The sequence below is a fragment of the Neorhizobium tomejilense genome, from assembly GCF_964254135.1.
GTDB classification, from domain to species: Bacteria; Pseudomonadota; Alphaproteobacteria; order Rhizobiales; family Rhizobiaceae; genus Neorhizobium; species Neorhizobium tomejilense.
In genome coordinates this window covers 3370050-3386603 of the sequence record NZ_CAXUSO020000001.1, presented here as the reverse complement: position 1 = coordinate 3386603, position 16554 = coordinate 3370050, and the positions used below count along the sequence as shown (strand labels likewise).

General features: G+C 62.5%; 21 protein-coding genes. 4 read left to right on the top strand and 17 right to left on the bottom strand.

Annotation, left to right across the window (positions count from 1 at the left end; all coding sequences use genetic code 11):
• A complete protein-coding gene (locus tag ACSQ3G_RS16885; protein WP_436110859.1) occupies positions 1 to 1218 on the bottom strand; it encodes an NnrS family protein in 1218 nt (405 codons plus the stop codon).
• 166 nt (positions 1219 to 1384) lie between these two features.
• Here ACSQ3G_RS16885 and ACSQ3G_RS16880 point away from each other — a divergent pair, with 166 nt between their 5' ends.
• Positions 1385 to 2080, top strand: coding sequence for a Crp/Fnr family transcriptional regulator (locus ACSQ3G_RS16880; protein WP_436110858.1), 696 nt, complete (start codon positions 1385 to 1387; stop codon positions 2078 to 2080).
• A gap of 53 nt (positions 2081 to 2133) precedes the next feature.
• Here ACSQ3G_RS16880 and ACSQ3G_RS16875 read toward each other — a convergent pair whose 3' ends face one another.
• Genes ACSQ3G_RS16875 through ACSQ3G_RS16855 form a run of 5 tightly spaced genes read right to left on the bottom strand, consistent with a single transcriptional unit; the run spans position 2134 to position 4778 of the window.
• Complete coding sequence (locus ACSQ3G_RS16875) at positions 2134 to 2334, bottom strand: hypothetical protein (protein ID WP_436110857.1); 201 nt, start codon at positions 2332 to 2334, stop codon at positions 2134 to 2136.
• A complete protein-coding gene (locus ACSQ3G_RS16870; protein WP_436110856.1) occupies positions 2331 to 2627 on the bottom strand; it encodes a metal-sulfur cluster assembly factor in 297 nt (98 codons plus the stop codon). Before ACSQ3G_RS16870 ends, ACSQ3G_RS16875 begins: the two co-directional genes overlap by 4 nt.
• Entirely contained in the window at positions 2620 to 3141 is a 522-nt protein-coding gene (locus ACSQ3G_RS16865) for a DUF2249 domain-containing protein (RefSeq protein ID WP_436110855.1), read from the bottom strand. The genes ACSQ3G_RS16870 and ACSQ3G_RS16865 overlap by 8 nt, the downstream gene beginning before the upstream one ends.
• Positions 3138 to 4496 carry a hypothetical protein gene (locus ACSQ3G_RS16860; protein ID WP_436110854.1) on the bottom strand — a complete coding sequence of 453 codons (1359 nt, stop codon included), beginning with the start codon at positions 4494 to 4496 and terminating at the stop codon, positions 3138 to 3140. Before ACSQ3G_RS16860 ends, ACSQ3G_RS16865 begins: the two co-directional genes overlap by 4 nt.
• A 12-nt stretch (positions 4497 to 4508) precedes the next feature.
• On the bottom strand, positions 4509 to 4778 hold the full coding sequence (locus ACSQ3G_RS16855) for a DUF2249 domain-containing protein (RefSeq protein WP_436110853.1): 270 nt from the start codon (positions 4776 to 4778) through the stop codon (positions 4509 to 4511).
• Between the two features lie 199 nt (positions 4779 to 4977).
• Between ACSQ3G_RS16855 and hemN the strand changes: the two genes are divergently transcribed.
• Positions 4978 to 6330 carry an oxygen-independent coproporphyrinogen III oxidase gene (gene hemN / locus ACSQ3G_RS16850; RefSeq protein ID WP_436110852.1) on the top strand — a complete coding sequence of 451 codons (1353 nt, stop codon included), beginning with the start codon at positions 4978 to 4980 and terminating at the stop codon, positions 6328 to 6330.
• A 65-nt stretch (positions 6331 to 6395) separates the two neighbouring features.
• Here the strand turns inward: hemN and ACSQ3G_RS16845 are convergent, their stop codons facing one another.
• From ACSQ3G_RS16845 to ACSQ3G_RS16820, 6 genes are all read right to left on the bottom strand, one after another.
• Complete coding sequence (locus ACSQ3G_RS16845) at positions 6396 to 8294, bottom strand: nitric oxide reductase activation protein NorD (protein WP_436110851.1); 1899 nt, start codon at positions 8292 to 8294, stop codon at positions 6396 to 6398.
• A 9-nt stretch (positions 8295 to 8303) separates the two neighbouring features.
• Positions 8304 to 9116 (bottom strand): CbbQ/NirQ/NorQ/GpvN family protein, encoded by an 813-nt coding sequence (locus ACSQ3G_RS16840; protein ID WP_436110850.1) that lies wholly within the window; start codon positions 9114 to 9116, stop codon positions 8304 to 8306.
• A 69-nt stretch (positions 9117 to 9185) separates the two neighbouring features.
• Positions 9186 to 10532 (bottom strand): cbb3-type cytochrome c oxidase subunit I, encoded by a 1347-nt coding sequence (locus ACSQ3G_RS16835; RefSeq protein ID WP_436110849.1) that lies wholly within the window; start codon positions 10530 to 10532, stop codon positions 9186 to 9188.
• 22 nt (positions 10533 to 10554) lie between these two features.
• Entirely contained in the window at positions 10555 to 11007 is a 453-nt protein-coding gene (locus tag ACSQ3G_RS16830; protein WP_105426817.1) for a c-type cytochrome, read from the bottom strand.
• Between the two features lie 200 nt (positions 11008 to 11207).
• Positions 11208 to 11480: a cytochrome C oxidase subunit IV family protein gene (locus tag ACSQ3G_RS16825; RefSeq protein ID WP_436110848.1), complete on the bottom strand. Its 273-nt coding sequence runs from the start codon at positions 11478 to 11480 to the stop codon at positions 11208 to 11210.
• A 9-nt stretch (positions 11481 to 11489) separates the two neighbouring features.
• Complete coding sequence (locus ACSQ3G_RS16820) at positions 11490 to 12035, bottom strand: cytochrome c oxidase subunit 3 (protein WP_436110847.1); 546 nt, start codon at positions 12033 to 12035, stop codon at positions 11490 to 11492.
• Between the two features lie 121 nt (positions 12036 to 12156).
• Between ACSQ3G_RS16820 and ACSQ3G_RS16815 the strand changes: the two genes are divergently transcribed.
• Positions 12157 to 12312, top strand: a complete 156-nt coding sequence (locus tag ACSQ3G_RS16815) for a hypothetical protein (RefSeq protein ID WP_167551678.1) — start codon at positions 12157 to 12159, stop codon at positions 12310 to 12312.
• 10 nt (positions 12313 to 12322) lie between these two features.
• Positions 12323 to 13006, top strand: coding sequence for an NnrU family protein (locus ACSQ3G_RS16810; protein ID WP_436110846.1), 684 nt, complete (start codon positions 12323 to 12325; stop codon positions 13004 to 13006).
• A gap of 20 nt (positions 13007 to 13026) precedes the next feature.
• Here ACSQ3G_RS16810 and ubiV read toward each other — a convergent pair whose 3' ends face one another.
• From ubiV to ric, 5 genes are all read right to left on the bottom strand, one after another.
• Entirely contained in the window at positions 13027 to 13962 is a 936-nt protein-coding gene (gene ubiV, locus ACSQ3G_RS16805; RefSeq protein ID WP_436110845.1) for a ubiquinone anaerobic biosynthesis protein UbiV, read from the bottom strand.
• A gap of 2 nt (positions 13963 to 13964) precedes the next feature.
• Positions 13965 to 14942 carry a ubiquinone anaerobic biosynthesis protein UbiU gene (gene ubiU / locus ACSQ3G_RS16800; RefSeq protein WP_436110844.1) on the bottom strand — a complete coding sequence of 326 codons (978 nt, stop codon included), beginning with the start codon at positions 14940 to 14942 and terminating at the stop codon, positions 13965 to 13967.
• Positions 14933 to 15442, bottom strand: a complete 510-nt coding sequence (gene ubiT / locus ACSQ3G_RS16795) for a ubiquinone anaerobic biosynthesis accessory factor UbiT (RefSeq protein ID WP_436110843.1) — start codon at positions 15440 to 15442, stop codon at positions 14933 to 14935. Before ubiT ends, ubiU begins: the two co-directional genes overlap by 10 nt.
• Before the next feature lie 109 nt (positions 15443 to 15551).
• On the bottom strand, positions 15552 to 15827 hold the full coding sequence (locus ACSQ3G_RS16790) for a DUF6522 family protein (RefSeq protein ID WP_436110842.1): 276 nt from the start codon (positions 15825 to 15827) through the stop codon (positions 15552 to 15554).
• A gap of 54 nt (positions 15828 to 15881) precedes the next feature.
• Positions 15882 to 16544 carry an iron-sulfur cluster repair di-iron protein gene (gene ric / locus ACSQ3G_RS16785; protein ID WP_436110841.1) on the bottom strand — a complete coding sequence of 221 codons (663 nt, stop codon included), beginning with the start codon at positions 16542 to 16544 and terminating at the stop codon, positions 15882 to 15884.
• Positions 16545 to 16554: the final 10 nt, after the last annotated feature.

The window sequence follows — 16554 nt, the reverse complement described above, 5'->3', positions numbered from 1 at the left end:
TTATCCTTCCACCACCCGCCGCCGCACGCGGGTCAGCATCGGTCCGTATTCGAGGACAAACAGGCCGAAAGCGGCAAGCCATGCGGCCCCGGACAGCGAATAGATCAGGCTGGTAAATTCCGGAAAGAGGCCGGCGCTTGGCCTTAGAAGGGCGCAGAGCACGATTGCAGCATAGCAAGCGACGGTTGTTCGCGACGCCGTCAGGACCCGTCCGGTATGGCCCCGGCTTGCCCTTGTCATGACGGCGAGCATCATCGTGGTCACGGTTCCGACGCTCAGGACGTGGATAACAGAGGTCTGGTCGAAGAGGTTCACCGCTGCAAGGCCGATCGCAAGGAACCCCAGCGGGACGAACAGGTAGGCGATATGCAGGATTGTCACCAGCATTTCCGCGGTCGTGGTCCAGCCCCGCCAGCGTGCGAGCCGGATAGCCTGCATGGCCGCCGCCAGTCCTGCCGCCCCCGCAACAAGCTTTCCGTCGTCCAGAACGATCCAGGCGGCCAGGGCGGCGACCCCGCACAGGATGGCCGCCGTATCAAACCGGTCATAGGCGGCGGGGAAATCCGTCCGACCGGTCTTGTTGATCCAGTTGCGGGTGAAGCTCGGGATGATTCGGCCGCCCACAATGAGGATCATTGCGGTATAGGCCGAGAGGGCAAGCTTGATCCCGATGGATGGGTGCTGCCCGCCGGCCACCGCCAGATGATACAGGATGTTTGCAGTGGAAAGGGCGATCAGGCCGGTGATGACCTTCAGATCCTTCCACTTCCGTCCTGCGACCACTTCGCGCACGCAGATGACGAGGAGGAGGGGCAGAAAGGCGCTGTCGGCCAGGATGGCGGCCATGGTGCCGATAAGGTCGGACAGAAGCAGCGCCAGCCGGCCGGAGACCCAGACGAGAAACAGGAAGACCAGCGGCCAACCGGACACCGGCAGCCTGCCGGTCCAGTTGGGAACTGCGGTCAGCAGGAAACCGGCGAGCACGGCGCTTGCATAACCGAACAGCATCTCGTGTGCATGCCAATGGAGGGTGCCGTAGGAAACCGCCACGTCGATCAGTCCGGCCAGACTTGCCATCCATAACAGCATCGCGGCAGCCGCCCAGAGTGCCGACGAGAGAAAGAATGGCCGGAAGCCGTAGGAGAATATGATGGGGGCGGTTGTGGAAAGTCCCCTCGGGATGCTCCCAGGTCGCCGCCCGGCCGGAATTGTCGTCATCTTCGGAACTCCTTGTTCGGCATCCTTGTAGCGGCGGCGGCGCCCCCCTTCATTGCGGCGTCGCAAGCAGACGCGGGAATGTTTGCTGCCGGCGCGGCAATAGCGCATCTTCGATCTCGCCGCGGGCTGTGCTAGGTTCGCGCTGACCCTAGCGGAGCATAGGCCGTTGAAGATCGATAAGAGCCTCGTGAGAAGTTTTCCCCTGTTCGAAAGGATGGAGGATACCGATACGGAAGCGCTTCTTGCTCACGCGACATCCCGTCGGGTGCCGGTCGGCGAAGCCGTCTTCGAACAGGGCGCGGTCGCGATGCATTTCTATCTGCTTCTGCACGGCAGGCTGAAAGTCACGCAGGTCACCGAAGACGGTCAGCAGATCATCGTGCGGGTCGTCCACCCGGGCGATCTCTTTGGTTTTGCCAAGGCGCTTCAACGCACGGACTATCCCGGCACGGCGATGGCCGTTGCGGAAAGCATCGCGCTTTGCTGGCCGACGGAACTCTGGCCCCAGTTCGTCGATCGAAATCCCCGGCTTGCGGTCACCGCGATGCAGACGATCGGGCAGCGCCTGGAAGAAGCCCATGCCCGCATCCGCGAAATGTCGACGCAGGAGGTCGAGCAGCGGGTCGCCCATGCGGTTCTGAGGCTCGCCAAGCACGCGGGCCGCAAGGAAGGTGACGCGGTGCGGATCGACTTCCCAATCTCCCGGCAGGACATAGCCGAGATGACCGGCACGACGCTGCATACCGTCTCGCGGATCATGAGCGCATGGGAGGCGAAAGGCCTGGTCGAAGGCGGGCGCCAGAAGCTGCTGGTGAAGGATGCCGAAGGCCTGCTGGCGCTGGCCGAAAGCACGAAGGGATAGCGGAGCGGGATAGGCGTTTCTGAAACGGGCGCCGGACAACCCGGCGAGATGCCTCAGATCTCCCGGGTGATCGACTCGCTCAGGCGCTCGATTTCCTCGATGATGAACAAGGCCGGATCGTCCGCAGCGCCGGATGCTACCATTTCGTAGACCGCATGGCGCTTGTCCCGGACATTTCCCACATGCGAAACGAGCGGCGCCCTATCGTGGTGCCGTGTCTCTCTCCAGCGCCTGATCAGCGTTAGAAGCTTCATGGCGTCATCATCGAAGGGTTCCACGGCGGGTCGTAGGTCAGCTCCACCTCGACGCTCTTCACGCCGGCGACCGATGCGGCACTGGCCCGGATGGCTTCCTTCAGAAAGGTCGAGGCGGGGCAGCCTTTCGTCGTGGTCGTCATCGATATGTGCATGTCGCCGGCCTGATCCGCCTCGATGCGGTAGATCAGGCCCATGTCCACGACGCTGCGTCCCATCTCCGGATCGATGACCATGGAGAGCTGTTGCCTGACCTGTTCGATCAGGTTGGCCTGCCCGGACGTGTCAGGCATCGGCAACCCCTTTGCCGATGCGGATCATGATGCGGTATGCGCTGCCGTCCCGATCGAAATTGCCCACCCATTGATGGCCCCGGCGCGTCAGTTCCGGGAACAGGAAGACGGGCTCGCGTGCCAGCACCGCGAAGATCACCTCGCCCGGGTTGAGCGCTTCGGCCGCGCCGAGAATTCGCTGCATCGGTTCCGGCGGATCAAGGTCGGAAAGGTCGAGCTGCACGGACGGTTCCGCCCAGAGTTCGGGCGAGACCGCGTTTTCGGAGAGCGCGACCGCTTCTTGCCGGCGCGGCGTGAAGCGCACCTCGAAATCCCCGCCGTCGAGTTCGACGACGGCGTGATCGAAGCCCTTGGCATCCATGACGCGATAGAGCGGTTGCGGCTTGAAGGGCGCAAACAGCTTCAGTCCCTGACCGGGCTGCAGCGTCCCGACCGCCGTCATGATCGCTTCGAACGGCTCGCCGCCGTTCTTCAGGATCGGCCTGACATCGAGTTCCTTGAATTCCTGGGTCATCGTGACCTCCCGTTGAAGCTTGGTAAGATGAGCCGCCGTGCGGCGACGGCCGATGGCAGCCGGGTCGCGGCCGGGACCATGGCGAGGCGGCGGGCCTGGATGAACTCGAAGGCGAGAGCGCAGACAGCCGTGAGCTGAGCGAATGTAGCCGCCCTGAACATGTCCGGCATGTCGAGGATCAGGACCGCGGTCGCCGTTGCCGTCGCGGTGAAATAGAGCCCGAACCACAAGGAAGCCCGCCGCTCGTTGACGAGGTCCTGGACGCGCGGGACGGCTGTGCGGCCAAGAACGGGGCCGTAAAACTGCAGCCATGTCATGAATGCCACGATCTTGTAGAGCTGCCCGAGGCCGAGCCCGGTCAACCATCCGAATATGAAGAGATAGGCGACTGGCATCACCATCCCGGCCGGGTTGCCGATCAGGATCGAGGCGGCGAGAAGAACGAAGCAGGAGAGCAGCATGCCGATCGCCACCAGGCTCGCCATCACGTTCAGTTCCACGGACTTCCGTTTCCGCTCGCGGAAGATCGAGTGGATATCGATTGCGTAGAGAAGAGCGGCAAGTCCCGAGAGCGCTATCGCCAGGTGAAGCGGCCAGTCCGCAGGCAAGCCGGCTCCGTCGGAGAAAATGCCACAGCCGGCGGCCACGAGAGCGGCGGCCAACAGCCAGCCGATCGTCCGGCTTGTCCCGTGCGTCCTTTCGGGCGACAGCAGGAACATCGTCAGGAGGCGATAGCTGACGCCGATCGCGGTGATGGTCATCCATCCGAACAGGCCTAGATAGGCGTGCGCCGGTCCGGCCGAGAGCAGCAGCCCGACGAGATGCGGATCATCGGTAAGGCCGGAGAGGGAAAGGGCAAACAACAGCCCGACCAGCGCCGTGGCGATCAGTGGCACGCAGCCGAGCGCGACGAACTTTGCCGGCAGCGAGTACGGCCTCGCTGCCACGAGCGTGCCTGCGACCATCCAGCAGAGGCCCGCGAAGGCCAGTGTCAGAAGGAGGCCTCCGGCCGGCAGCATCCATGTCCAGAAGGGCACGATATCGGCCAGCCCCAGGAACCCGCCGAGCAGCAGGAGGAGCCCGATCATGGTCAGCAGCAAGGCGGGCAGGGCGAGATGGGGGGATTGCAACTGTCGCGAGGCGATCACCGGCACGAACTGAAGCAGTGATCCGGCAAACAGGAGACCGAGCCAGCCGATCGCAATCAGGTGAACGATCACCAGCGAGGCCGGGTCGTCGATGGGAGAAGATGGATATCCGAACCCCGATATCGTCAAGGCCAGCCCGGCGACCAGGCAGACCAGCGCCGTCGCGAAATAGGACATCGTCCAGGGAGAGAGAGTGGCGCCGGGCATGGCTTTCGTCTTTCAATGACCGCAGCAGCAGTCGCAGCCGGAGCTTTGCGCCCGCTGGATTTCGACGCGCCAGACATCCGGACCCTGTTGGAGATATTGCCAGTCGAACTCTTCCGGATACCGGCTCTCGATCTGGTAGTGCAGCGGTCGCGGATCATGGTCGCTGGTGACATGCATGACGCCGCCGGGGATGAGGGACGTCAGCACGCCAAAAATCTTCGGGTGACGTTCGGCGGGAGCGAGAGTCCTGACATCGATGGAGGGGATTTCAATATCCGACATGGCTTGTTCTGGGCCTTTCGAGCTGGTGCAGCGGCCTGGCCGATCCCGGCCGCCTTGATGAGTTAGCAGCGGCGCGATCGACGGAATTTGCGTCGGGACAAATATTTTACAGAAAGACGACCCTGTCGTTGATTTTGCACAAAGAGAGGCCGGCGGCGGGCAGCTAATGCTCTTTGAAGAAAACTGAAAGGAGCCCGACATGTCCGCAGCGATAATCGAGAAATATGGCGATGCACGGCTGCCGCGCTACACGAGCTATCCGACGGCTCCGAATTTCAGCCCGGATCTCGATGGCCTCGACTATCCGGCCTGGCTGAAGGCGTTGCCGGAGGGACAACCCACCTCGCTCTACATCCACATCCCCTTCTGTCGGTCGATGTGCTGGTATTGCGGCTGCCACACGACGATCACCGAGCGCGACAGGCCCATTCTCGACTATATCGAGATACTTCACCGGGAGATCGAGCTTCTGGCGTCCGCCAGGGACGACGGCTTCAGCGTCGGGGAAATCCACTTCGGCGGCGGCACGCCGACCATCATCAGGCCGGAGGAATTCATCGCGCTGATGGATGCTTTTCGCAACCGCCTCGGTTTTGCGAGCGCCGTCAATGCCGCGGTCGAAATCGATCCGCGAACCTTGACCAGGGAGATGGCAGTTGCGCTCGGCCAGTCGGGCGTCACCCGCGCAAGCCTTGGTGTCCAGAGCTTCGATCCGAAGGTCCAGAAGGCGATCAACCGCGTCCAGAGCGTCGAGACGACGATGGATGCGGTCGAGTATCTTCGCCGTAACGACATCAACGCGATCAACTTCGACCTCATCTATGGGCTGCCGTTTCAGACGGTCGAATCCTGCGTCGAGACGGTCGAAGCGGCTGTCACCATGCGCCCGGACCGCCTAGCCGTCTTCGGTTATGCCCATATCCCGAGCTTCAAGAAGCACCAGCGCCTGATCGACGAGGCGGCACTTCCCGACGCGCGGGAACGCGCGCTTCAGGCATCCGCGATATCAGAGGCCCTGGTGGCGGCAGGATATGTCAGGATCGGTCTCGACCATTTCGCGCTGCCAAGCGACGAACTCTCGCTTGCGCAGACCGAAGGCCGGCTGCGCCGGAATTTCCAAGGGTACACGACGGATGCCTGCGACGCCCTGATCGGGCTCGGGGCCTCGTCGATCGGCCGGTTGCCGCAAGGGTATATCCAGAACGAGGTTCCGCCGGGCCTTTATGCGACCCGGGTGTCGAAAGGCGAATTGCCGGTCGCCAAGGGCTACCGCCTCACACCGGAGGACCGTCTGCGCGGCGATGTGATCGAGAGGCTGATGTGCGACTTTGCGGTGGATGTCGCGGCCGTTGCGGCAGCGCATGGCTTCGATGCCGAGCTTCTGCTGCGGGGCAACGATCGGCTCGATGAGCTGGAACGAGACGGCCTGATCGAGCACCGGAACGGCATCATCCGCGTCTCGGAGGATCACCGGTTCATCGTTAGAGCCGCAGCCTCGGCGTTCGATGCCTATCTGAACAAGAGCGGCAGGTCGTTCAGCAAGGCGGCATAGGGTTCAGGGCGGGAAATGGAGGTCCGGCAATCCGCCGAGCCGGACCTCCATGCGGCCGGGCTCCCCTATCCCGTCAGGCCGCGATAGATGGCGGGCAGAGCCGCCGGAAGCTTTGAAATATCTCCGACAACCGCATAACCGTTGCGGCCGAACATCGTCGGCAGATAGGATTTCGCATCCTTGTCCACCGTCACGGCGAAGACGTTGACGCCAAGGCGCCTTGCTTCCTGCACGGCGCGGCGGCTGTCTTCCATCGCGAAACGCCCCTCGTAGTGGTCGATGTCGTTGGGCTTGCCGTCGGTCAGCACGAGAAGCAGCCGGGTCCGGTTAGGGCGTTTTGCGAGGTCCGTGGTGGCGTGCCGCAGGGCGGCTCCGAGGCGGGTGTAATATCCGGGTTTCAGGCCGGCGATCCGATCCTCGACAACCGGAGAAAGCCGCTCGTCGAAGCCTTTCACGGTCTCGACCCTTACCCAGGAGCGGCGCCGGGAGGTGAAGGTGAGGATCGAGTGATCGGTGCTGCAGGCGGTCAGGCCCTGCGAGAGGACGAGAAGCGCTTCCTTCTCGACATCCAGAACCCGCCGGTTGTCGATCCAGGCGTCGGTCGAAAGGGACACGTCGACGAGAATGGTGACCGCAAGATCGGGCGTCCGCTGCCGGCTTGCCACGTGGATACGGTCGGTTGCCTGGCCTCCAGCCAAAAGATCGGTCCGGCGCCGGACGACGGCATCAAGATCGAGCTCCACGCCGTCCAGTTGCGATTTGAGCATTTCCTGGCGCGGCCGCAGGATCTCGAACTGCTTGCGCACTTTCCTCGCCAGCGCCTTCGTATCCTCCGATATCTCGAGGCGGTCGCCGCTGGTCGAGGTCGGGACGGCAAGGACCCGGCAATGGTTCTTCAGATAGGTGGCCTTTCGATAGTCCCATTCTGGATAGGTCAGCTCGGCGGCGATTTCCTTCAGGTCGACCATTTCCGGCGGAAGGTCGAGATCGAAGTGGAAACGCGAGGAGGGGCGTTCCTTGCGGCGCCCGAGGACCATTTCGTCGAGATCCTCGGCGGCTTTGCCATCCTCCTCGGGTTTGTCGTCGGTCGGCCGGTCGACATTGACCATTTCCGTCATCGCCAGGATTTTCTCGAAGCGGTTGAGGATGAACGGGCTCCGTTCGGAGCGCTTCTCGTCTTCCCGCTCGCGCTGCGCGCTGAATCTTCTCTTGCCAGTCGGACCCTGCGGATCGCCGAGCGGGGTTTCCGAGTCCTCCGCCGAAGAACGGCTTTCCTCATGGGACAAGAATTCCGGCCAGAGCGGCACGTCCATCATCGGCTGGTAGCCGGGTGGGGCATGACGCGGGAAGATCGCGCTCGGCGTGTCGTCCGGCAGGCCGGCGCCTGCCCGCAGCAGGCTGATGATCCTGCTTTCCAGCAGCCGTTCCACCGAGGGAAGCCTGCCGCGGCGACGCTCGGTAAGCGTTACCTGACATAAATTTCGATAGACCGGACGCAGGCCGGGAAATGCGGCAAGCGTGTCGTCCACATTGGAGATTGCCATATGCAGCCGCTCGAGATCCCGTGCGAGGGGATCCGGCGAGGCTGGCCGGGTCTCGGGCAATGTAGCGATTGCCGCCGTCAACCAGACGTACAATGCCCGGTTCAGGCTGCGGTCCGGAAAGAAGTCGATGACATCAGGCAGCATTGCGCGGGCGAAATCCCGGCCGGAGCGGGCAATCCGCTCCTCGCCGAGCCCCACAAGCTGGCGAAGCTTCAGGCGATGTTTCGACGTGCGCTGGTGGGCCGCCACGAGCTGGATTGCGTGATCGCCCCCGAACCCGCGGAAGCAGGATGCGAGGACGGGTTTCATCTCGTCCAACGTCACCGCCTGTTCGGGATAACGCGGCAGGCTTCGTGTCTGGCCGACCAGGCGGTGCCAGGCCTTGCCGACGGTTTCTTCCAGCTCGAGAAAGTCCAGCATCATAGCACCTCAGGCAACCACGGCATTCGCCACTTCGATCAACGCCGCACGCACGTCCGGATCGTCGGTCAGCGGCTCGATCATGGCAGCCCGTATTGCACGGCGCGGATCAAGCCCGCTTTCGATCAGCGTGGCGCAGTAGACGAGCAGGCGCGTCGAAACGCCCTCCTCCAGGTCGTGTCCCTTCAGTGCGCGCAGGCGATGGGCAAGGTTTACCAGCGGCACGACGTGCCGTTCGGAGAGGCCGCTTTCGGCCGCGACGATGGCCACTTCCTGCTCCCGGGGAAGGAAGTCGAACTCGATGGCGACGAAACGCTGCTTGGTCGAAGGTTTCAATGCCTTGAGGATGTTCTGGTAGCCGGGGTTGTAGGAGACGACCAGCATGAACTCCGGCGGCGCCTCCAGCACCTCACCGGTTCTTTCGAGCGGCAGGATGCGGCGATCGTCGGTCAAGGGGTGGATGACGACGGCGACATCCTTCCGCGCTTCGACGATTTCGTCGAGATAGCAGATGCCGCCGCCGCGCACCGACTTCGTCAGGGGGCCGTCCACCCAGATGGTCTCGCCGCCCTTGAGGAGGAACCGGCCGGTCAGATCGGCGGCAGCCAGATCGTCATGGCAGGAAACGGTCGCAAGCGGCAGTCCGAGACGCTCGGCCATGTGGCAAACGAAGCGAGTCTTTCCGCATCCGGTCGGACCTTTCAGGAGAAGCGGAAGCTGCCGCCTCCACGCCGTTTCGAACAGCTCGCATTCGTTGCCTGCCGGAATGTAGTGCGGGATTGGTCCGGCCTGGGCCGGCTTTATCGTGGAAATCATGGTCATCGGAATGTCCTGATCTTTGGAGGGATGGAGGAACACGGCTCCGTCGGTGGAAGACGGAGCCGCGCTGCATCATTCGGCCGGCTGGATGCTTGGCGTCCCGGCGGGTCGCCGTTCGCGGCCCGGGACGAACAGGGCCCAGAGGAACATCAGCGCCGAGATGAGCACGAAGACGCCCGATCCGAGCCGGACCCAATAGAAGATCGCCAGCTGGTCCTGGACATCCATGAAGCTCTCGCCAAGGACGCGCTGCAGATGCACCTGAAGGATGCCGGCGAAGGTCAGCGCGAAGGTCATCACCGACATCGCCGTGCACATGATCCAGAAGCTGACCATCGAAAGCCTCTGGTTATAAGGGCTGCGGCCCCGAAGTTCCGGTACGGCATATGCCATGACGGCAAGGTTCAGCATGACGTAGGCGCCGAAGAAGGCGAGATGGCCATGGGCTGCGGTGAGCTGGGTGCCGTGGGTATAATAGTTGACCGACGACAACGTGTGCAGGAAGCCCCAGACGCCCGCGCCGAAAAAGGCCATCACCGAGCAGCCGATCGACCAGAGAAGTGCGGCACGGTTCGGATGCTTGCGCCCGGCCTTCCAGGTCATCACGAAAGTGAAGACGACCATGGTGAAGAAGGGCGCCACTTCCAGCGTCGAGAAGAGCGAGCCGATCCACTGCCAATAGCCGGGGGCGCCGATCCAGTAGAAATGGTGGCCGGTGCCGAGAATGCCGGAGAAGAGGGCAAGACCGACGATCACGTAGAGCCATTTTTCGACCACTTCGCGGTCGATGCCGTTCAGCTTGATCATCAGGAAGGCCAGCACCGAGGCCATGATCAGTTCCCAGACGCCCTCGACCCAGAGATGGACGACATACCACCAGTACATCTTGTCGAGCGCCAGGTTGACCGGGTTGTAGAAGGCGAACAGGAAGAAGATCGCAACACCCCACAAGCCGAAGATCAGGATGTTGGTGACGACCGTCTTGCGGCCCTTGAGCACCGTGAGCGTGATGTTGAACAGGAACATCAGAGCGACGATGACGATGCCGACCTTGATGAGGAACGGCTGTTCCAGAAATTCGCGGCCTTCATGATAGTGGAACAGATAACCGACCACGGCGATCGCCGCCGCGACGAGGAAAAGCCAGAACTGGGCAACCGCGATCCTGGTGCTGAACAGCTCCGTTTCGGCCTCCTCGGGCAGCAGGTAGTAGGTCGAGCCCATGAAGCCCATCAGCAGCCAGACGATGAGCGCGTTGGTGTGGACCATCCGCACGATGTTGAAGGGCAGCAGTTCCGAAAGCGTGTTCGGCAGGACGTAGATCGTTCCCGCCAGAACGCCGAACAGAACCTGGGCGATGAACAGGCCGAGCGCGCCGTAAAAATACAGCATCGCGACCTTCTGGGTTTGATATTTCATGTGTTTTTCCCTTCCCGTGAGATCAGCCGGCATCGTTCGGCGGCCAGTTCTGGGTCTTGATCCTGCTCGTCCATTCGAGGAAGTTGGCCAGATCTTCGAGTTCCCGTTCCGTCAGGTTGAACTGTGGCATCTGCCGCCTGCCTTCGATGCCGCTCGGTTGCGCGGCCATCCAGGCCTTCAGCGTCGCGCGGGCTGTGTCCGGATCGGTATCGCCGCCCCAGCGTTTCCACACATTGCCGACCTCGGGAGCGAAATAGGCGCCTTCCCCGAGTATCGTATGGCAGTTGATACAGGCGTTCTTTTCCCAGACGTGTTTGCCTCGCCCGACGGAATCCGAGAGCGTGGCTTCGTCCGTGGACGTGGTTCGCATGTAGTAGTGACTGTGGGCGGTAAGCCCGAGAAAGATTACGAAGAAGAACGCGGAGCCGCCGTAAAAGACGTTACGTGCCCCGGTCTTTGTGAGGCGTTCTGCCATCCTCATGTCCCCTTTGTGCGGATGCCTGCGGGTTGCTGCGGGGCCACATTCGCAAACGCGGACGATGACCCGTGAAGCTTCTATGAGCGGCTTTCCGGAAGCGTTCTTTGCGATTTACCAAACAAAAAAACGTTGCCCGCGAAGTCCGCTATTTTTTCGCAAGGTAAGCATCTGCTTTCCTTGCGCCGGCGGGCGTGGCCCTAGAGAAGGGTGGCCAGTACGACCTTGCCCAGCGACAGGGCAGAGAAGAAGATCGGCCAGATCATCAGCGCGCGAGCCAGGTTGGGCCGCATCCCCCGCAGGTCCATGAAGTCGAGCACGATGAGCCGTATCTTGGCGATGGTCATGACGAGGACGACGGCAAGTGCCGCCGCCGGTATCACCTCATGCTTCCATTGCGCGGCGATCAATGCGCCGACGATGCCGAGCATCATGATCCAGTTGGCGCTGCCGAAGAGTTTCGAATCGTCCATTCCGGCCTCCTAGCTCAGATAGATCAGGGGGAACATCACCAGCCAGACGATGTCGATGACGTGCCAGATGGTCGTCAGCGTGACGATCGTCGACCGCTCCAGCCTGATCGCCGCCAATACGAAGAGGACGGCCACGAACGCGACATGGGCGAGGTGGAAGCCGGTGATGAGGAAGTAGAGTTCGAAAAAAGTCTGCAGGTTCTCGTCCCCTGCCGCCGTCCATTCGGAACTGTATTCGGCGAATTTGAGGGCGACGAAGAGGAAGCCCAAAAATGCCGCGCCGAGCAGGAACAGGCGCTGCAGGCGAGGTTTTCCCTGGGATCTGGCGGCAAGCGCCGCTTGCCAGCTGCTCGCCAGCAGCACGACCGTGTTGAACCCTGCCAGCCGTGGCGCGAGATGGAGCTTTGCGAGCGCAAAACTTTCCGGATGCAGCATGGACATGACGACATAGCCGGTCAGCAGGATACCGAAAGCCGCAAGCTCGCCCCAGACGAGCACCCAGAGAAGAAGGTCGCCACCTTCATCCCTCTCTTCGCTGGTCGAGATCGCCGCCATTCCGAAACCTCCGGTATTCTTCCGCCGCGGAAAATGGAGGCAATACAGATCCGGCTCTTTGTCATATCGCAAAGAAACGGCAGATAGAGAGGTTAGGATGACGGCAAACCAAGGATTTGCCATGTCTGATGCACAAGTCGGCCTTCTGATGGCCGCCCCGATCATTGTCATATTCGCCATCGCCCTGAAACGGATGGGTGTCCTGCAGGGCTACAGCTCGCTGGCGGCGGTCGTCTTTTCCGTGGCGATTGCAGGCGTTCTCTTCTGGCAACAGTAGCGGCCGTGCCATGACGCAGTTTCTGCTGGCTTTCGTGGCCTTCATCGCCCTGCATTCCTTGCCCGCAGTCCCGAGGATCCGCGGCTCGCTGATCGGGTGGATGGGGCATGGAGGCTATATCGCCGCCTATTCCGTCGTTTCCACCGCGGCCCTGGCCTGGCTCTTCCTGTCCGCTCTGAGCCTCGATTACGTGGAAATCTGGCAACCGAGGCCGTGGCAGGCCTGGCCTGCCTTCGTGCTATCGCCGATCGGGCTCTTCCTGGTCCTTGCCGGTCTGTTCAGCCGCAATCCCTTCTCGATTTCCTTCCGCAAGGGAGGCGAGCCGGATGCGATCGTGTCCGTCACGCGCCATCCGGTTCTCTGGGGTTTTCTCTGCTGGTCGGCCGGGCACGTTCCTCCGAACGGCGATTTGCGTTCGTTGCTTCTGTTTGGCGGCTTCGCCGCCTTTTCCGCCGCCGGCGTGTTCATGCTCGAAAAGAGGGCACGCCGATCGCTGGGGCCAGCCTGGCCGGCGGCCTCGTCGCAGACTTCCGTCATTCCGTTCGCAGCGGCGATAAATGGTAAGTCTCTAATTACAGTAGACGTGCCGATGGCTGCCGCTGCGCTTTGCGCGGCAGCGTTGCTCGTCTGGCTTCTCGGCGGAGGACATGCGGTTTTGGTGGGCGCGGATCCGCTTCTGTTTCTTGGCGCCTGATCGCCTCGCGAGGCAACCGCTCACACTCGACCATGAGCCGTGTCGCGGGCACGCGCGACCCATGCTGCACCTTCGCGGGCATGGTGAAAACCGTTCGACAAGGCGGCGGTGGGATAGATCTCGCGCAGCAGCATGATCGCCTCGTCCGCGTCCAATGCGTTATCGAGCACGGCGCGGTAGAGCTTTGCGACCGCCACCATGTCGCAGTCCTGCGGCGACAAGCGGATCGCCGAGATACCGCATGCGGCGAGGCCGGCGAGCTCGCCCAGCAGGGCCTGGCAGGTGTGGGACACGGTCTGCACCCCGTTGAGCGCGAGGAAGGATTGCCGGTCAAGGGTCTTCACCGGCAGGCCGTCCGGATCTTCGCCGCAGACGAACTGGCAATTGTCCTTGATCTTGCCCTTGGATCTCGCATGAGCGCATCGCGCCGAGATGGCGAGCGGCATGCGGCCGAAGGCGAAGACCTCGAATGCGATTGCGGGCGCGCCGGCGACGATCTTCTCGACCGACGTGAAGGGCAATTCCGGCGGCAGGCAGATGTTGGTCGCTCCCCGGCCGGCGAGCAGCCTGGCCGTCGGCGCGTTGTAGACGTTGACCAGGGGGCCGATGCTGTGGGGCTTGCCGTTCAGCAGTCCGAGGGCGGAGAGGTCGTTGGCTTCGATCATATGTTCGCTGTCGGCGACGAGATCCCGGATCTGCCGGCTCTCGCGCTCCAGGGTGACGAGCGACAGCGTCGAGAGGACCACCGTCTTGCCTGCAGCTTCCAGCCTCTCGATCACCTCGGCGATATGGGGTTCGATGAAATGCTGCCGCTTGGAACAGACGGTTTCGCCGATCACAACACGTTCTACCGGCGCCTCATCGGCGATGCGAAAATGGAAATCGCGCCATTTGGGGCCGTCCCAGAGATAATAGACGGGCCCCATCGTCAGGGAGGGCGAAGCGGTGCGGTGCATGTTCATCTCCAGCGCTTCTCATAGGCGCCCGACGTGGTCTTCTGGCCTTCGCTCAGGCCACGCAGGCGCATCAGCAGCGCCGTTCGTTGCTCCGGTCCGGCCGACAGGGCCTTTTTCAGGGTCGAGACCACCTCGGCGACATAGGCCTTGCCGCGCTGGCGGCCTTCGATCTTCAGGGCGCTGACGCCCGCTGCCGAAAGCGCCTCGATCTCGCCCATGACATCCAGGGAAACCGGGTCTTCAAATGCATAGGCGGGGCTGTCGGCGATATCGAAACGACCCTTGCACAGGGTGGGGTAACCGGCCGCCTCACCGGCTGGGAAGCGGTTGATCGTGTAATCGCCGAGTTCGGACACCAGTTCCGTGCCCTCCTGGCGATAACGCACATGGCTTGCCGGCGAGCAGACTCCGTTCATGTTGGGCGACTTGCCCGTCGCATAGGAGGAGAGCGAACAGCGGCCCTCGGCCATGACGCAGAGCCCACCGAAGACGAAGACTTCGATCTCGCAGCGGATCTGCGGCGCGATGCGGGCGATGTCGGCGATGGTGAGCGTTCGCGGCAGCACGACCCGCTTGGCATGGAAGGCCTCGACGAGGAAGTTGATCGCGTCAACGTTCGAGGCGGAGGCCTGCACCGAGACATGCAGCCGCTGCTCGGGATAACGTTCGGCCACATGTGCCATAAGCCCGAAATCGGCAAGGATCAGCGCATCGACCCCAAGAGCAACGGCATCGGCGGCGGCGCGGTACCAGATCTCCTCGTCTCCGGCGCGCATGAAGGTGTTGAGGGCGACGAAGGTCTGCGTGCCATGCCGGCGGGCATAGCCGATCGCCTCGCGCAATTCCTCGCGGCTGAAATTGAGGCCGGGAAAATTGCGGGCATTGGTTTCGTCGCGGAAGCCGCAATAGACGGCGTCGGCTCCTGCATCGACGGCTTCGCGAAAGGCCGCCGGCGTTCCGGCGGGGCAGATCAGTTCCATTGGGAAGTTTCGTCGTTCAGTGCGCGGCGGCGGATATCCCGGCCCATCTTTCCGAAGAGGGGCGCAAGAGGGCCGGCAAGCCTCGACAGGTCGCGCGGCAGATCGATGTCGGCGCCATCGAGCGCATTGCGCATCGCAAGCATGGCTTCCATGTCGCCGGTGACGGAGAGATCGCGGGAGAAGAACAGCGCGTCGGCATCGCAGCGGCCTTCGAGCAGGGCAAGCAGCAGGAAGAGCGGCCCTTCGACGGAGGCATCGGCGAGGTCCTGCGTCGCCGGTTTCCGCGTGACGCGGATGGAAGGCCCGGCCGGCTCCACGATGAAGGCGAGAGGCAGGTCGCTCGGAAGAAAAGCAAAGCGTTTCGCCTTGTACTCGCCCAGCCGCTCGAACAGGTCGGGATGTTCTTTCAGGAGGCGCTGAAACAGCAGTCCTGTCGCCCGCTCGATCGCGGCAAGCGGCATGTAGGCCAAGGGGATGGCGAGTGCGCGGGGAAATTCCATGTTCATGCGTCCTGCTGAAATGCAGGCACAGGCTATCGGTTGCGGGAGCGACCGTGCTTGAGCCAGCGCAAAGAGGAACGATGGTTCTTTGAAAGGCCCGCGATCGGCGTCAGGATCCGCCGGATCGGCCTCTTCCACGGACGAAGGTCACGGCCTCGTTCTGAACCTCGCCTTCGTTGTTGAGGACGGCGCGCCAGACACGGTTTCCGAGACGAACGCTGAGGCGGGACGTTCCGAGATCCTCGGCTTCGCCACGCTCGACCGTGCTTGTGACGAGACCCTGGCGGATTCTCTGCCGGAAATCGTCGCGAGACAGCCCGAACCGACCGGCAATCTCACCGGATTCCAGGATGAAGTCGCCGTTCGGGTCGCGTTCGATATGCATCGCTCTTCCTCAGATCGACAGTGTTGCGGCAAGGTTTGCCGCTTTCTCCACCTTCTACGACACCGATTGAAATCTTGGAAACAGCACTTCGTTTTCGAGATGCATATGGACGACAAGATCGTCGGTGAATTTGCGCAGCCCCGTATAGAGCGCCGTCCAGGATCTGCAGGCACCTTCGGGCAGGGCGAGGCCGCGCGTCACGTGCTCGATCGTCTGCAGATGCTGCGCTTCGTCTTCATGTTCGTTTCGCATTTCGGCGATCGGATGGGCAATCATTCGGCTGCCGCCGTGCTGCATCATCGGAAAGAGCACCTGCTCCTCCTTGATCATATGGCTTTCCAGTTCATCGCGGAGCTGTGCCAATGTCCCGGAAAGGCCGATCGGGGCGGAAGGATGGTTACCGTGCACCCGCTCGACTTTCTGAGCGAGTGGAATGAGCCAACCCAGTTCCTCGCGATGGGCGGCGTGATATCTTGTGAGAATGTGCGAGATCAATGCCAGTGTTTCCTGCGGCGCATCCCGTCCCGATGCCTGTTGGAGGGCCTTGAGATCGGCGATCAGCGCGGCCGGCGCGAGACCCGCCTGTTCGGCGGCCATGGAGAGCGGTATGTCGCCGCCGCAGCAGAAGCTGATGCCGTGACGGCGGAAGAGCTCAGCGGCTCCCGGCAGTTCCGTGGCGATCGCTGCGACTGTCGTGTCTGGAACAATTTCGGTCATGATGTACTCC

What these genes read in the sequence shown, in the direction of transcription:
- ACSQ3G_RS16885 (WP_436110859.1), bottom strand. Translation starts at nt 1,218, where the DNA reads ATGACGACAATTCCGGCCGGGCGGCGACCTGGGAGCATCCCGAGGGGA.
- ACSQ3G_RS16875 (WP_436110857.1), bottom strand. Translation starts at nt 2,334, where the DNA reads ATGAAGCTTCTAACGCTGATCAGGCGCTGGAGAGAGACACGGCACCAC.
- ACSQ3G_RS16870 (WP_436110856.1), bottom strand. Translation starts at nt 2,627, where the DNA reads ATGCCTGACACGTCCGGGCAGGCCAACCTGATCGAACAGGTCAGGCAA.
- ACSQ3G_RS16865 (WP_436110855.1), bottom strand. Translation starts at nt 3,141, where the DNA reads ATGACCCAGGAATTCAAGGAACTCGATGTCAGGCCGATCCTGAAGAAC.
- ACSQ3G_RS16860 (WP_436110854.1), bottom strand. Translation starts at nt 4,496, where the DNA reads ATGCCCGGCGCCACTCTCTCTCCCTGGACGATGTCCTATTTCGCGACG.
- ACSQ3G_RS16855 (WP_436110853.1), bottom strand. Translation starts at nt 4,778, where the DNA reads ATGTCGGATATTGAAATCCCCTCCATCGATGTCAGGACTCTCGCTCCC.
- hemN (WP_436110852.1), top strand. Translation starts at nt 4,978, where the DNA reads ATGTCCGCAGCGATAATCGAGAAATATGGCGATGCACGGCTGCCGCGC.
- ACSQ3G_RS16845 (WP_436110851.1), bottom strand. Translation starts at nt 8,294, where the DNA reads ATGCTGGACTTTCTCGAGCTGGAAGAAACCGTCGGCAAGGCCTGGCAC.
- ACSQ3G_RS16840 (WP_436110850.1), bottom strand. Translation starts at nt 9,116, where the DNA reads ATGACCATGATTTCCACGATAAAGCCGGCCCAGGCCGGACCAATCCCG.
- ACSQ3G_RS16835 (WP_436110849.1), bottom strand. Translation starts at nt 10,532, where the DNA reads ATGAAATATCAAACCCAGAAGGTCGCGATGCTGTATTTTTACGGCGCG.
- ACSQ3G_RS16830 (WP_105426817.1), bottom strand. Translation starts at nt 11,007, where the DNA reads ATGGCAGAACGCCTCACAAAGACCGGGGCACGTAACGTCTTTTACGGC.
- ACSQ3G_RS16825 (WP_436110848.1), bottom strand. Translation starts at nt 11,480, where the DNA reads ATGGACGATTCGAAACTCTTCGGCAGCGCCAACTGGATCATGATGCTC.
- ACSQ3G_RS16820 (WP_436110847.1), bottom strand. Translation starts at nt 12,035, where the DNA reads ATGGCGGCGATCTCGACCAGCGAAGAGAGGGATGAAGGTGGCGACCTT.
- ACSQ3G_RS16815 (WP_167551678.1), top strand. Translation starts at nt 12,157, where the DNA reads ATGTCTGATGCACAAGTCGGCCTTCTGATGGCCGCCCCGATCATTGTC.
- ACSQ3G_RS16810 (WP_436110846.1), top strand. Translation starts at nt 12,323, where the DNA reads ATGACGCAGTTTCTGCTGGCTTTCGTGGCCTTCATCGCCCTGCATTCC.
- ubiV (WP_436110845.1), bottom strand. Translation starts at nt 13,962, where the DNA reads ATGCACCGCACCGCTTCGCCCTCCCTGACGATGGGGCCCGTCTATTAT.
- ubiU (WP_436110844.1), bottom strand. Translation starts at nt 14,942, where the DNA reads ATGGAACTGATCTGCCCCGCCGGAACGCCGGCGGCCTTTCGCGAAGCC.
- ubiT (WP_436110843.1), bottom strand. Translation starts at nt 15,442, where the DNA reads ATGGAATTTCCCCGCGCACTCGCCATCCCCTTGGCCTACATGCCGCTT.
- ACSQ3G_RS16790 (WP_436110842.1), bottom strand. Translation starts at nt 15,827, where the DNA reads ATGCATATCGAACGCGACCCGAACGGCGACTTCATCCTGGAATCCGGT.
- ric (WP_436110841.1), bottom strand. Translation starts at nt 16,544, where the DNA reads ATGACCGAAATTGTTCCAGACACGACAGTCGCAGCGATCGCCACGGAA.